This is a genomic window from Bacillus sp. FSL L8-0167, from assembly GCF_038630295.1.
Lineage (GTDB): Bacteria > Bacillota > Bacilli > Bacillales > Bacillaceae > Bacillus > Bacillus safensis.
The window spans coordinates 970,270-982,885 of the sequence record NZ_CP152027.1 but is presented as its reverse complement, the minus strand read 5'-3'; the positions used below and the strand labels follow the sequence as shown (position 1 = coordinate 982,885).

Genomic DNA, 12,616 nt, shown 5'->3' with positions numbered 1-12,616 from the left:
CAATGACAATATCCACTTTACAAAAAAGCATCAATGAACGTCTTGATGAACATTATGAGGAAATGGTTGAAATTAGACGCCATCTCCATATGAATCCTGAACTTTCTTTTCAGGAAGAAGAAACAGCCGCTTTCATCGCCAGCTACTATGATACATTACAAATACCTACGCGCACCAAGGTGGGCGGTCATGGCGTACTCGCTTTTATTGAAGGAGCTTCTCCGGGACCAACCATTGCCCTCAGAGCTGATTTTGATGCACTTCCCATCCACGATGAAAAAGATGTACCTTACAAATCAACAAAGCCTGGTGTGATGCATGCGTGCGGTCACGATGGGCATACTGCGACACTTCTTGTATTAGCAAAAGTCTTGCATACGCATCGTGATCAATTAAAAGGAAAGATCGTCCTCATTCATCAGCATGCAGAAGAATATGCTCCCGGCGGTGCAAAACCAATGATTGAAGACGGCTGTTTAGACGGTGTCGATGTGATATTCGGTACGCACCTTTGGTCTTCAGAGCCTTGTGGCACGATTCTTTATAAAAGCGGGAACTTTATGGCAGCGGCCGATCGTTTCTCCATTCAAGTCCAAGGGAAAGGCGGACACGGCGCTCAGCCTCATTTAACAAAAGATGCCGTACTCATCGGTTCACAAATCGTCGCAAACCTGCAGCAAGTCGTTGCACGTAAAGTCAATCCGATTGATTCTGCTGTTGTTTCTGTTGGAGGTTTTGTAGCAGAGAATGCCTTTAACGTTATTGCAGATTCAGCTGTTTTAACTGGTACTGCACGATCCTTTGAAGAAAGTGCACGGCATATTATCGAACGAGAAATTGAACAGGTGGTAAAAGGGGTATGCCAGATGCATGATGCTTCCTACACATATGAGTACGTCAGAGGATACCCTGCTGTCAAAAACCATCCAAAGCCGACGGAATATATTGCTGGCATCGCAAACCAGACAGAAGGTGTCACAGAAGTAAAAGAAGCGGAAACCCAAATGGGCGGAGAAGACTTTGCTTACTACCTTCAGCATGTCCCTGGTACCTTCTTCTACACAGGCGCCATGCCGGAAAACAGCCAGGACGTGTATCCACATCATCATCCAAAGTTTGATATCAACGAAAAAGCAATGCCTATTGCAGCAAAGGTACTCGCGAACGCCGTTCTTTCCTACAATGAATAAAAAAAGCCGCTGTCCTCAGCGGCTTTTCTATTTCATTTCTTTCAATATTCGCAAGTGAAACACATGGCGTGCGACCTCTCCGAGCTGTCCTGTCAGCTGATGATTCGCCACCCCGCCAACAGCGGCTCCGACGACCGGCATTAATTGAAACAGCTTTACAAGATCAATGTAATCTCGATACTCTTGCTGAAAGCTGTACCAATCCATTTCCTCGCGGCTCGTTTCCCAATCATCTATGATCTTCATCATTTTTTGACGATGGGCACTGCTGGAAAAGGCGAGCTGAAATATACAGAGCAAAAAGAGTCTTTCCTCCTTTTGAGATAAATCAAAGCCATAAATACACGCCAGCTCATAAAGGCATTTCATCTTTATGCTTAACAGCAGCGGAAAGTCTGCCATTCCGAGGAATAAACCGCCTGCACCTGTTCCAACCCCTTCGATGGCAGCCGCCTTTTGGTAATACTTCACTTTATCCTTAGCCAGTTCATTTCGTTCTACAATAGATAATTGTTCATCAATCACTGAAAATGAAGTGAAGTGTGATCCTGATACGGTGGATTCAACCATTGTTTTGACTGCACTTGTGATGACTTGATGAAACCTGGCAGGAATTCGGCGGTTCACATGCTGCTGAACTCCTTTTGAAAACCGTTCGATCTTTGAAGGTTTTCTTAAAAAACGTGTTTGAAAAAGAATGGCTTCTTCATACAACTCTCGTTCAGCTGCATTCATCCGGTTCCCTCCTTGATGTCATCATACGCTCGCTGTAATCTCCACTTATCTCATCTTTTTTAACCTGCTTTGTACGTAAGGCTTAAAGAGGACAAGCACAAATGCTAAAGAAATAAGAAAGGCAAGTCCGCTTCCCTGCCAGCCTCCCGCTGGAAGTACCGCACAGCTCAGCAAGATTGATTGGATGATCAGCACATTACGGACGAGAACAAAAAAGCTTCGATCCTTTTCTTTTTGAGAAACTGGATAAAGTGCCTGTAATGAAAGATGAGCAAAGTGCTTCGTTAACGGCACAAGCTGTACACCTGTGATAAATACTGTGAACAAGACAAGTAACGCACCCACCCAGCCTGCTGCACCTGTATACAAAATAATCAGGACAAACACGGCCGTTAATCTAAACACCAGACCAAAATAATCATTTGAGCGTACAAACGCCCTCACATACATATAAGAAAAAGTTTTACGCTGATCGTAAGGAACAAACTTCAAAATCCAGTCCATATATGCTCTTCTTTTCACCTGTTTCTTTAAGTGAGGCACATCTGTAAATAAGTTTGCCAAACGATAAAAGCGCTGCTTACGTTTTAATTCATCAGAAATATGCATTTCCCATTGAAAGGGCTGTTTTTTCACTGCATTTGTTAAGTAGACGAGATATACACCATAGATAAGATAAAAAACGATTGCAATCGCATAGGCTGCCTGTAAGACGGTGTAGATCAACATCACATTTAACAGAAAACGAAGAGCTGCATCGAGCCATCTCACGTGTTTTCCTTGAAAATATGTGATTCTCCATTGAATGGCTGTATTCAGGCCCTTTATTAAGATCATTTGCGCCAGTATCAGCATATATCCCGTGATGCCTCCTGAAGACACCGCCGAATAAAGCGGAAGTGCGACAATGGATACAGCAATGAGAGGAAACAGCTGAGAAATGAAGCTAAAGTTAAACGCTTGTTTTAGGTAAGGCTCCATCTTCCCTTCCAAAGGAAGCAAAAACACGAGATCGGCTTCTTTAATCAACGTACGTACGTATGAGCTTGTGAGTACCAATGAGAAAACAACTGCCATCACCCAGTAGGATGGGAAGTGAGCCGGAATATGTTTAAGCCAGCTGCTGTACCAGCTTGCTCCGCCTGCAAGGAAAAAAATGAGCACAATGACAAGATGATCGTTGAACATGTATTTTAAGTATTTTCTTGTTTCTTGTACGTGTTCCTCTAGTCTTGATTTCCAAATGGTTTGTGTTGTTTTACTCATAGCTTTCTTCCTTTGTTAATTCCAAATAAAGATCATCGAGTGTCGCATCTCTCATATTGAACTGTTCTCTCAGCTCTGCCAGCGTTCCTTTCGCTCTGATTTCCCCTTCGTGCAAAATAATAAAGGAATCACAATAGCGTTCAGCTGTCGCCAAAATATGCGTTGACATCAGGACACTAGCGCCATTTTTCTTCGCAGCATTCATCCGTTCAAGCAGTGCATTGATCGCAAGAGGATCAAGCCCTAAAAACGGTTCATCGATGATATACAGCTCTGGTTCCACAAGGAATGCACACATAATCATGACCTTCTGCTTCATTCCTTTTGAAAAATGAGCAGGGAACCATTTCAGCCGTTTCTCCATTCGAAATTCTTTCAGCAATGATGGCAGGCGTTCGTCTAATTGTTCCTTTGATAGACCGTAAGCCATCGCTGTCAGCTCTAAATGCTCTTTTAGCGTTAATTCTTCATATAAAACAGGTGTTTCAGGAATAAATGTAAATTGTGAACGATACGCCTCTTGGTCGTCTTGAAGAGTTCGTCCATTCAATTCAATGACACCTTTATGCGGTTTCATGAGCCCGATAATATGGCGGATGGTTGTACTTTTCCCCGCCCCGTTTAAGCCAATGAGACCGACGATTTGATTTCTTTCTAATTCAAATGAAATATTTTTTAGAACGGGATTCTTCGTATATCCACCCGTTACATCTTTTACAGTGAGAAGGGACATGAATTCGTTCCTTTCTTTCTTTTTTCCTTTATAGTAACAAAAACGAATGATAATTTGAAATGTTTACCTATAGACGAGTCATGAATAAAAAATAGGCGCTTTGGTCATCATAATGTATGTAGAAGAAATGAACTTGATGACCAATAAGTAAATGAGGTGTTTGTTAAAGGCAAAGAACCGCATGACAAGTTGGTTTTTCATCTAAAAACCTTAGCTTCTGTTTTGCTTCACTGATTCTTGATTTTTGTGTCCTATACAATATGTATACGACAAACCAAAACGTCAAATGAGGTGTTTACGGCAGAAATAGCAGGCATATGAATTCTTTATTTCAGTAAATAGAGAATTCAAAAGGCATTCGAATGAAAGCATCAGCATTTCTTCTGCAGGAGCAGGATGAGCGACCAAAGGAGTTCGCTTGTCCTGTTTTCTTTTTTGCTTCTTTTTGTGATACGATAAAGGAAAAATAATGAGGAGTGACATGGCGTGAGCGACTGCATTTTTTGCAAGATCATTGATGGAGACATTCCATGTGCAAAAGTATATGAAGACGAGCATGTATTGGCTTTTCTTGATATCAGCCAAGTAACAAAAGGACATACCCTTGTAATCCCGAAAATACATAAAGAAAACATCTATGAGATGACACCAGAAGTGTCTAACCACTACTTCCAAGCGATTCCGAAAATTGCAAGGGCGATCAAACAGGAATTTGAACCAATCGGGTTAAACCTCCTGAACAACAACGGTGAAAAAGCCGGACAATCGGTATTCCATTACCATATGCACATCATTCCGCGCTACGGAAAAGGTGATGGCTTTGGTGCCGTATGGAAATCACATCAAGATCAATACACGTCAGAGGATTTAAAAGACATTTCTTCTGCCATCCACACGCGGCTTACCTCATCTTAACAGATGAGGTTTTTCTTATTTTCACCCCTTTTCACCGCTTCCGCCTTTTAATAGTAAGATATTTTGAACGATTCAATTTTTTTGTCCAAATGCTTCAAATTTGTGATAGGATGGTTTTATCTTTTGATCCATTAACGCGAGAAATAGGGAGAGATTGTGATGAAGCGAACGACGAATTTTAATGCTGGTCCGGCGGCATTGCCGCTAGAAGTGCTTCAAAAAGCACAGGAAGAACTTGTTGATTTTAAACAAACTGGGATGTCTGTGATGGAGCTTTCTCATCGCAGCGGTGAATATGAAGCAGTCCACAATAAAGCAAAAGCGCTTTTAGTGGAACTGATGGACATTCCAGAAGATTATGAAGTCCTCTTTTTACAAGGCGGAGCTAGTCTTCAATTTGCGATGATTCCAATGAACTTCTTACATGAAGGCGAAACAGCTCATTTCATTCAAACAGGCGCTTGGTCAGAAAAAGCATTGTCAGAAGCAAAAGGGTTTGGGCAGACATCTGTGCTTGCTTCAAGTGAAGATGACAACTACTCGTATATTCCAGAAGTAGATGCATCCGGTTTAACAGATGGCGCTTACTTACATATCACATCGAACAATACGATCTTCGGCACTCAGTGGAAAACGTTCCCAAACACGTCACTCCCGCTCATTGCGGATATGTCCAGTGATATTCTCAGCAAAAAAATAGACGTTTCTTCATTTGATCTCATCTATGCCGGGGCACAAAAAAACCTAGGGCCTTCAGGTATCACGATTGTGATTGCGCGCAAACGTTTATTAGAGAAAGAGAAAAGCAGCACGCCAAAAATATTAAAATATTCAACACACGCAAAAGCCAATTCTCTTTATCATACACCACCGACTTTTGCGATTTATATGCTGTCACTTGTCCTTGAGCATGTCAAACATGCTGGCGGTGTAGAAGCAGCGGAAAAACGCAATGAACAAAAAGCAGGCATTCTCTATGATACCATTGATCAAAGCGGCGGTTTTTATCAAGGACATGCGCGTGCTGACAGCCGTTCTCATATGAACGTCACCTTTACTCTTCGTGATGATGCACTTACTTCTTCCTTTGTGGAAAAAGCAAAGCAAGAGCAAATGGTTGGACTTGCCGGCCACCGTTCTGTCGGCGGATGCAGAGCATCTATTTACAATGCGGTCTCAATAGAAGACTGCCAAAAGCTTGCGGACTTTATGAAAAAGTTCCAGCAAGAAAATGAGTAAAAAGGCTTTTCTATAGGGAAATAAATTTGTTATAATAACGAGAAATATAAAGTCATGACTCTTGCAATGAATGATGAGCCATATTATTGGAGAGTCCTATAAGAGCTTAGCAGAGGAGAGCATAGAAATGAAAACAAAAGAATTAGTGATTATGTCATTGCTTGCAGCAATGGGAGCTGTTTTGCATACGATTTTCCCGCCCATCTTTTTCGGAATGAAACCTGATATGATGCTGGTCATGATGTTTTTAAGCATCATCCTTTTCCCAAAGGTTCAGCATGTTGTCGTGATTGCGCTAGTGACTGGCGTGATTTCTGCATTAACAACGGGATTCCCAGGCGGACAAATTCCGAATATGATTGATAAACCAGTGACAGCCTTTATCTTCCTAGCCCTTTTCTTATCTTGCTTAAAGATAAAGAACAAAGTGGTGCTGACCGCTGTGTTAACTGCGATTGGAACCATCGTATCCGGCGTGATTTTCCTATCTGCCGCTTTACTGATCACTGGACTGCCAGCTGCATTACCGGCACTTCTTGTGGGCGTGGTCCTGCCAGCAGCCGTGATTAATACCATTGCTATGGTATTTGTCTTCCCAATTGCTCAGTCCATTTTGAGACGTGCAAGAATGATAGAAGTTGCTTAACGAATAACTGAACCTCTTCATGATAGATGAAGAGGTTTCAGATTGTTGATAAAGGCTAAAATGATCTTGATTTTAGCCCTTTGTCTTCTTTTCAGCGTGATAGAAAACCTTTGAAGTCTAGGAAGGACGAGTACTGGCGCGGAGCGAATTTGATATTCGTGAGCACCAGCACGCAGGACTGACAAAGAATGCGAGGGTTTGTCTACACGCTGGAACCTCTTCATGATAGATGAAGAGGTTTTTTTCATGCTTTTATAAAAGAAAAAGGGTCAGCAGCAAAATGAGGAGTGAAATCCCTGCACCAGCCGCACACACAAGTGCTTTTTGCTTTAAGACATGTTTTGGCGGATAAGACCCTGCATACCCAAGCTGTCTTGCATAATGAATAGAACCAACTGTAAAAACGATGCCGATACACATAAAAACGAACAGAAAGACAGACAACCTTCTCCCCTCCCTTTTCTTCAAAAGTATGCTAAAATAAAGCAAGCTATGTATGGAAGTTCAATGAAGCTGATCGTCAGCTCAGAGAGAACATGCGAATGTGTAAAATTTGACTAGAGGTGATTTGAATGGCTAGTGGACGTTCTTTATTAACAGGATTATTTGTAGGCGGTCTCCTCGGAGGTGCGGCAGTGCTCCTGACGACTCCCTCTTCTGGCAGAGATGTGCGCGGAAAAGTGAAAGACGGCTATGACAAATTCGAAGATACGCTGACAAAATTAAAAAGAGATGGACAAGCTTTAAAAGAGCAAATTGTGGAAACAGCAAAAGAAAGCGCAGAGGTGATTAAAGAAGTCGGGTCTGAATTGCAAACATCGATTCAGCAATGGCGCGAAGAAATCAAACCTCATCAGCAGGACTTACAAAAGGAAATTCAGGAAATTGAAGAAAAGCTCAAACAACTGGAGAAAACCTTACAAAACTAATATACTCACAAAAAAATATTCGTTTACAAAAGTGTGCGGGGTGCGTATCCCGCACTTTTTTTGTTGAAAAAAGGTTATTTTGACAATGTTTTTCATGACTTTTAAAAATTCTTGAATTTTCAGCTTTATTAATCTTTATTTTATTGGCATAATAGAATTACAAGAAAAAGAGAAGTAGGTGAAATGGATGAATCATTCGGAACAGCCTTTCGATGTAAAAGAAGCACTTTTATTCAGTCAAAGAATGGCCCAATTGAGCAAAGCTCTTTGGAAATCCATTGAAAAGGACTGGCAGCAGTGGATCAAACCGTATAACCTAAATATCAATGAACATCATATTTTGTGGATTGCGTATCAATTAAAAGGAGCTTCAATATCAGAAATTGCAAAGTTTGGCGTCATGCATGTATCAACGGCGTTTAACTTCTCCAAGAAACTGGAGGAACGAGGATTTTTAAAATTTTCTAAAAAGTTAAACGATAAGCGCAATACGTATATTGAGCTAACGCCAAAAGGCGAAGAGACATTCCATAAACTACTCGAAGATTATGACCCGGCACGAACTGGTATTGTCAAAGGCGCACAGCCGCTCCATGACATTTACGGAAAGTTCCCTGAGATTTTAGAAATGATGTGTATTATCCGAAACATTTATGGTGAGGATTTCATGGAGATTTTTGAGAAATCGTTTTCAAACATTGAGAAGGACTTTTTGAATGAGCGAGGAAAAGTCACAAAAAAGACTGAGGAACTTGAAAACTCAGCTGAGGCAGCAGAAAAAGCGGCTAAAACAAATCAAATTGTTTAATGATCTTTATAAATTCATTCATTAGCGGCTGAAACAGCCCCTGATCATGCAAAGCAAATATCGTCTCATGAACATCCAGCTTTTCAATTAACTGTCCCGCAAAGAGCGCAAGGAGATCGTCAAACATGACGTAGCCTTGTGCTTTTTGCTTATCCATTTCCTCTGAAAGCTCAGCACAAATACGCTCAATTTCCTCTGCCTCTTCTTTCGATACACGCTGCCTGATCAATAACGCATAATATGGATAACGGCTCATATCGGCTGCCGTCAATAAAAGTTCCATGTAATATTCAAGCTGGCTCATTCGTTCCTCAATACTCATGTACGTTCCCTCTTTCTCTTAGTCCTTCTATTTTAGCCGAAATTACTCATTGACGAAAGAGACGAACCTCCCCCTTCTGTTCTTTTTTCTTGAAAAATCCAAAGTTTCCTCTCTTTATTCCATATGAAGGCACCATTTTATTTTTTTTCATCAAAACCATTGATTTTTATCCTCAGGAAGAGTAAATTATCTTGAGATATTCAATTCGATTTTTAGATTGGAAGGATGAAAAATGAATTGTTGGAAGACCATTAATCTTGAAAAGGATTATGGTTATACGAGAATGATGATTTCAGCCATAAGTCTTGCTATCCTTTTTTTCATTATGGCATTTTTATGTTTTCAACTGACTCATCCTGAAACGCGGCTAAGCAGCCATAACGCACCGCTTTTTGCCGTGCTCTTACTTGTGACATTGCTTGTCCACCGTGTGGTTCACTTGATCCCAGTGATGAAAAATAAGAAAAAAATGACGCTATTGATGAAACGAAATTGCTGGCAGCGCGTGCCTAAGAAAGTGATGCTTTTTTCACTTCTCAGCCCGTTTTGTGTCATCTCACCGGTTTACTTTTTGTTAGGCGTGGCGTTTCCTATGTACGCACACTATTTTATCATCATCGCAAGTATACATGCAGGCTATTGTTTGCCTGACTTTTTATTTGCATGGAAGCTGCTCAAAGCACCTAAATCCTGCATCATCGATCAAGCTCAAGACGAGTTTGATATTTTAGTTGACCAAACTTCCTCATCATGAGGTTTTTAAAGCCAACTTCTATCTTTTTCATAAAAAATTTGGTAATGTAGTATGGGAATAGCATAGAGAGGGGGGATCTCCGATAGTTTTATTTTACTTCATCGTCTTTGCCGCGTTTATTGTGTATTCAATAAACAGGCTTACTAATACATTATGCCTTGTCAGAGAGATTCCTGAAGAACGGCAAGATAAGGTGTTTCGCTTTATCAATGTATCGATACTGATCTTACTTATCTCATCATTTGTTGAAATTACCATTTCCATTTAAGATCAAAGCAAAAGCTGCCAGTTTGAGGGCAGCTTTTTGTGTATATTTTCATTAGCAAATCCAAGATGCACCGATGATGATCAATAAAATAAATAATACGACGACTAGTGCAAAACCGCCAGCAAAGACTTCTCCTCCCATGTGAAAACACCTCCTGCCAGTTCTTCCTCTGTTCTAAGCTCAGTGTATGCAGAAAAATAAAAAACGTTTAGGCACCTGTCATCGTTTGAAAAAAGAACCGCCCTCACGCACGGCAGGACGGCTCCCTTCTGTCACAGCGATTTAATTAGTAAAGATATGCTGCACCAACGATGATCAGCAAAATGAATAGCACGACCAATAAAGCAAACCCATTAGAATATCCTGCTCCCATATAATTCAGCCTCCTTTTTGTGATCACTATATGTGTATGTCGCGCGCAATTTTTTGACTAGACGAATGCCCTTCCATTTGCATTTCTTTTTACAGCGTGTCACAATATGTTATGATACAAGCAATGATAAATAAATTGGAAAGATTAGGAGTGTTTTTTGAATGAAAAAAATGGCTTTAGCAGCTGTAACAGCAGTAAGTGTTTTAACTCTTGGCGCATGCAGTAGCGGTGATAAAGATGTGATCGCCACAACAAAATCAGGAGATGTCACAAAAGGAGAACTTTATACTACTCTTAAGAAACAAGCAGGTGGAGATGCTTTAAACCTACTTGTTCAACAAAAGGTTCTTGCTGACAAATACAAAGTATCTGATAAAGAAATTGATAAGAAATTGGAAGAATATAAAAAGACACTTGGTGAAGATCGTTTAAAACAGCTTCAAGATGAATTCGGTAAAGATTACATCAAAGATCAAGTGAAATATGAGCTGCTGACTCAAAAGGCTGCCAAAGCTAACATCAAAATCACTGATAAAGAAGTAAAATCGTATTACGATGACCTTAAAGGAAAAATCCGGGCAAGCCACATTTTAGTAGCTGATAAGAAAACAGCTGACGAAGTGGAAAAGAAATTAGATAAAGGTGAAAAATGGGATGCCCTTGTCTCTGAATATACAACTGATACTGCTTCAGCAGCACAAGGCGGCGATGTAGGCTGGTTCGCAAAAGAAGGCCAAATGGACGAGAACTTCAGCAAAGCTGCTTTCAAACTAAAAGTAAATGAAATCAGCAAGCCAGTAAAATCCCAATTCGGCTACCATATCATTAAAAAGACTGAAGAACGCGGTAAATATGATGACATGAAAGCGGACTTGAAAAAAGAACTGCTTGACCAAAAACAAGCAGACACAAATGAAATCCAAAACATCTTAAACAAATTAGTAAAAGATGCTGATGTGAAAGTAAAAGATAAAGAGCTTCAAAAAACGTTCAAAGAAAAATCTGAACAGCCTGCACAAAATCAGCAGCCTCAACAAGGCCAGTAATCACAAAAAACCCCTCTGCCGTCATCGTGCAGAGGGGTTTTTGTATGACGAGATTAAGCAATCGAATGATCTTCATGTGCCGCAGTATCCTGCGATCTTTTCACCTGCTGATCCTGACGTCTGCGCTCTCTTTCCTGTTCCATTCGCTCGATAAAAATTTCTCCTTCCTTTTCAATAAAGGATTGATCCATCTCTTGCTCCTCTTTGGCTGTTGTCATTAATTTATACGCACAGAAAATAATGCCGATGATACATGCATACACCCACCACGGAAAAAACAACATTTTTTCATCGCCTCCTTTTCTTAAGGACATTCCTCTCTTCCTTTGTGTTACATGCTTATGCGAAAAGAAGACAAGTTATGAAAAAAAACGCCCGCATAAACGGACGTTTTGACATGATTATTCGTGATGGAAGGTTGGTTTATAAAACGAACGATTCTCAAGTGCAAAAATACGTTCTGTATATTCTCCTGGTTTCACATGCTCAAGCGCACGATCCATCATGTTCATTTTCGCATCTAAATTATCAATATAGTGGAGAATTTCAGCTTCTTTTACCATTGGTGGTTTCGGGCTGCCCCATTCTCCTTTTCCATGATGACTCAGGACTAAGTGCTGTAAAATAAGAATTTCCTCTGAATCAATGCTAAGCTCTTCCGCAGCTTTCGCAATTTCTGTCACCATAATGGAAATGTGGCCAATTAAATTCCCTTCCACAGTATATGTCGTGGAGACTGGGCCCGAAAGCTCTTTGACTTTCCCTAAATCATGAAGAATGATACCTGAATATAAAAGATCTCGATCTAGTGATGGATATAGGTCAACAATGGATTTTGCTAAATGCAGCATAGACACGACGTGGTAGGCGAGTCCAGAGACAAATTCGTGATGATTTTTTGTCGCTGCTGGATAATCAGCAAATTCCTGTCCATATTTCTTCAGCAAATGCCTTGTAACACGCTGAATATTAGGGTTTTTCATATCAAAGATATATTGCATAATCGTATCCATCATATCGTGTTTTGGAATAGGAGCTGTTTCGAGAAAGTCATCAATTCGAATTTGCTCGTTTTCAGCAACAGGGCGTATATTCCTAAGCTTCAGCTGATTCCTCCCGCGATAATGATGAATGTCGCCTACTACCTTCACGATGGTTTGCGGTCCATAGGTGATTTCATCATTCTGCTTTGCATCCCATAGTTTCGCCTCAATATCTCCACTTTGATCTTGAAGAATGAGCGTTAAAAATGGTTTGCCATTACTTGCAATTCCTTTAGTAGATGATTTAATTAATAAATGCAGGTCAACTTGTTCGCCGACATCATAGGTCATGATCCCTTTAGCCATTCAATAAAAGCTCCTTCCATGTTTCTGCTCATATAAGTATAAC

The 12,616-nt window shown here is 40.5% G+C and carries 18 protein-coding genes; 9 read left to right on the top strand and 9 right to left on the bottom strand.

Annotated features, from left to right (window positions below):
* The first annotated feature begins 2 nt into the window (after positions 1–2).
* Positions 3–1,190 carry a M20 family metallopeptidase gene (locus tag MHB66_RS04950; protein ID WP_046310442.1) on the top strand — a complete coding sequence of 396 codons (1,188 nt, stop codon included), beginning with the start codon at positions 3–5 and terminating at the stop codon, positions 1,188–1,190.
* A gap of 27 nt (positions 1,191–1,217) precedes the next feature.
* Here the strand turns inward: MHB66_RS04950 and MHB66_RS04945 are convergent, their stop codons facing one another.
* The 3 genes from MHB66_RS04945 to MHB66_RS04935 are packed head-to-tail and all read right to left on the bottom strand — an operon-like array spanning position 1,218 to position 3,924.
* Entirely contained in the window at positions 1,218–1,925 is a 708-nt protein-coding gene (locus tag MHB66_RS04945) for an EcsC family protein (RefSeq protein WP_046310440.1), read from the bottom strand.
* A gap of 45 nt (positions 1,926–1,970) precedes the next feature.
* Positions 1,971–3,191 (bottom strand): ABC transporter permease, encoded by a 1,221-nt coding sequence (locus MHB66_RS04940; protein WP_046310437.1) that lies wholly within the window; start codon positions 3,189–3,191, stop codon positions 1,971–1,973.
* Positions 3,184–3,924 carry an ABC transporter ATP-binding protein gene (locus MHB66_RS04935; protein ID WP_046310435.1) on the bottom strand — a complete coding sequence of 247 codons (741 nt, stop codon included), beginning with the start codon at positions 3,922–3,924 and terminating at the stop codon, positions 3,184–3,186. The genes MHB66_RS04940 and MHB66_RS04935 overlap by 8 nt, the downstream gene beginning before the upstream one ends.
* A gap of 486 nt (positions 3,925–4,410) precedes the next feature.
* On the opposite strand from MHB66_RS04935, the gene MHB66_RS04930 reads away from it, so the two are divergent.
* The 3 genes from MHB66_RS04930 to MHB66_RS04920 all read left to right on the top strand — a co-directional run bounded on the left by MHB66_RS04930 (position 4,411) and on the right by MHB66_RS04920 (position 6,724).
* Entirely contained in the window at positions 4,411–4,839 is a 429-nt protein-coding gene (locus MHB66_RS04930; protein WP_024425457.1) for an HIT family protein, read from the top strand.
* A 159-nt stretch (positions 4,840–4,998) separates the two neighbouring features.
* A complete protein-coding gene (gene serC, locus MHB66_RS04925; RefSeq protein WP_034282206.1) occupies positions 4,999–6,078 on the top strand; it encodes a 3-phosphoserine/phosphohydroxythreonine transaminase in 1,080 nt (359 codons plus the stop codon).
* A gap of 127 nt (positions 6,079–6,205) precedes the next feature.
* Positions 6,206–6,724 (top strand): tryptophan transporter, encoded by a 519-nt coding sequence (locus MHB66_RS04920; protein ID WP_024425455.1) that lies wholly within the window; start codon positions 6,206–6,208, stop codon positions 6,722–6,724.
* Between the two features lie 252 nt (positions 6,725–6,976).
* Here the strand turns inward: MHB66_RS04920 and MHB66_RS04915 are convergent, their stop codons facing one another.
* The gene (locus tag MHB66_RS04915; protein WP_041117013.1) at positions 6,977–7,168 is read right to left on the bottom strand and encodes a hypothetical protein; all 192 of its coding nucleotides are present in this window, start codon (positions 7,166–7,168) and stop codon (positions 6,977–6,979) included.
* A 128-nt stretch (positions 7,169–7,296) separates the two neighbouring features.
* On the opposite strand from MHB66_RS04915, the gene MHB66_RS04910 reads away from it, so the two are divergent.
* A complete protein-coding gene (locus MHB66_RS04910; protein ID WP_024425453.1) occupies positions 7,297–7,653 on the top strand; it encodes a YtxH domain-containing protein in 357 nt (118 codons plus the stop codon).
* 187 nt (positions 7,654–7,840) lie between these two features.
* Entirely contained in the window at positions 7,841–8,461 is a 621-nt protein-coding gene (locus tag MHB66_RS04905; protein ID WP_034282207.1) for an HTH-type transcriptional regulator Hpr, read from the top strand.
* Here MHB66_RS04905 and MHB66_RS04900 read toward each other — a convergent pair.
* Positions 8,439–8,783, bottom strand: a complete 345-nt coding sequence (locus MHB66_RS04900) for a YhaI family protein (protein ID WP_024426566.1) — start codon at positions 8,781–8,783, stop codon at positions 8,439–8,441. The genes MHB66_RS04905 and MHB66_RS04900 overlap by 23 nt on opposite strands.
* A 232-nt stretch (positions 8,784–9,015) precedes the next feature.
* Here MHB66_RS04900 and MHB66_RS04895 point away from each other — a divergent pair, with 232 nt between their 5' ends.
* Together MHB66_RS04895 and MHB66_RS04890 are read left to right on the top strand one after the other, a co-directional pair.
* Complete coding sequence (locus MHB66_RS04895) at positions 9,016–9,537, top strand: DUF3267 domain-containing protein (RefSeq protein WP_034282208.1); 522 nt, start codon at positions 9,016–9,018, stop codon at positions 9,535–9,537.
* 82 nt (positions 9,538–9,619) lie between these two features.
* Complete coding sequence (locus MHB66_RS04890) at positions 9,620–9,805, top strand: hypothetical protein (RefSeq protein WP_072368131.1); 186 nt, start codon at positions 9,620–9,622, stop codon at positions 9,803–9,805.
* Between the two features lie 51 nt (positions 9,806–9,856).
* On the opposite strand, the gene MHB66_RS04885 is transcribed toward MHB66_RS04890, so the two are convergent.
* Positions 9,857–9,946, bottom strand: coding sequence for a YjcZ family sporulation protein (locus tag MHB66_RS04885; protein WP_017360317.1), 90 nt, complete (start codon positions 9,944–9,946; stop codon positions 9,857–9,859).
* 145 nt (positions 9,947–10,091) lie between these two features.
* A complete protein-coding gene (locus MHB66_RS04880) occupies positions 10,092–10,178 on the bottom strand; it encodes a YjcZ family sporulation protein (protein ID WP_008361129.1) in 87 nt (28 codons plus the stop codon).
* Between the two features lie 161 nt (positions 10,179–10,339).
* Here MHB66_RS04880 and MHB66_RS04875 point away from each other — a divergent pair, with 161 nt between their 5' ends.
* On the top strand, positions 10,340–11,224 hold the full coding sequence (locus MHB66_RS04875) for a peptidylprolyl isomerase (RefSeq protein WP_046310427.1): 885 nt from the start codon (positions 10,340–10,342) through the stop codon (positions 11,222–11,224).
* A gap of 53 nt (positions 11,225–11,277) precedes the next feature.
* Here MHB66_RS04875 and MHB66_RS04870 read toward each other — a convergent pair whose 3' ends face one another.
* Both MHB66_RS04870 and yhaM read right to left on the bottom strand, forming a co-directional pair.
* Entirely contained in the window at positions 11,278–11,508 is a 231-nt protein-coding gene (locus tag MHB66_RS04870; RefSeq protein ID WP_046312195.1) for a sporulation YhaL family protein, read from the bottom strand.
* A 117-nt stretch (positions 11,509–11,625) separates the two neighbouring features.
* Positions 11,626–12,573 carry a 3'-5' exoribonuclease YhaM gene (gene yhaM / locus MHB66_RS04865; protein ID WP_024425447.1) on the bottom strand — a complete coding sequence of 316 codons (948 nt, stop codon included), beginning with the start codon at positions 12,571–12,573 and terminating at the stop codon, positions 11,626–11,628.
* Positions 12,574–12,616 lie beyond the last annotated feature (43 nt).

Coding starts and splice junctions, on each gene's coding strand:
- MHB66_RS04935 (WP_046310435.1), bottom strand. CDS start 3,924: ATGTCCCTTCTCACTGTAAAAGATGTAACGGGTGGATATACGAAGAAT.
- MHB66_RS04940 (WP_046310437.1), bottom strand. CDS start 3,191: ATGAGTAAAACAACACAAACCATTTGGAAATCAAGACTAGAGGAACAC.
- MHB66_RS04910 (WP_024425453.1), top strand. CDS start 7,297: ATGGCTAGTGGACGTTCTTTATTAACAGGATTATTTGTAGGCGGTCTC.
- MHB66_RS04920 (WP_024425455.1), top strand. CDS start 6,206: ATGAAAACAAAAGAATTAGTGATTATGTCATTGCTTGCAGCAATGGGA.
- MHB66_RS04880 (WP_008361129.1), bottom strand. CDS start 10,178: ATGGGAGCAGGATATTCTAATGGGTTTGCTTTATTGGTCGTGCTATTC.
- MHB66_RS04905 (WP_034282207.1), top strand. CDS start 7,841: ATGAATCATTCGGAACAGCCTTTCGATGTAAAAGAAGCACTTTTATTC.
- MHB66_RS04885 (WP_017360317.1), bottom strand. CDS start 9,946: ATGGGAGGAGAAGTCTTTGCTGGCGGTTTTGCACTAGTCGTCGTATTA.
- serC (WP_034282206.1), top strand. CDS start 4,999: ATGAAGCGAACGACGAATTTTAATGCTGGTCCGGCGGCATTGCCGCTA.
- MHB66_RS04900 (WP_024426566.1), bottom strand. CDS start 8,783: ATGAGTATTGAGGAACGAATGAGCCAGCTTGAATATTACATGGAACTT.
- MHB66_RS04945 (WP_046310440.1), bottom strand. CDS start 1,925: ATGAATGCAGCTGAACGAGAGTTGTATGAAGAAGCCATTCTTTTTCAA.
- MHB66_RS04895 (WP_034282208.1), top strand. CDS start 9,016: ATGAATTGTTGGAAGACCATTAATCTTGAAAAGGATTATGGTTATACG.
- MHB66_RS04950 (WP_046310442.1), top strand. CDS start 3: ATGACAATATCCACTTTACAAAAAAGCATCAATGAACGTCTTGATGAA.
- MHB66_RS04875 (WP_046310427.1), top strand. CDS start 10,340: ATGAAAAAAATGGCTTTAGCAGCTGTAACAGCAGTAAGTGTTTTAACT.
- MHB66_RS04870 (WP_046312195.1), bottom strand. CDS start 11,508: ATGTTGTTTTTTCCGTGGTGGGTGTATGCATGTATCATCGGCATTATT.
- yhaM (WP_024425447.1), bottom strand. CDS start 12,573: ATGGCTAAAGGGATCATGACCTATGATGTCGGCGAACAAGTTGACCTG.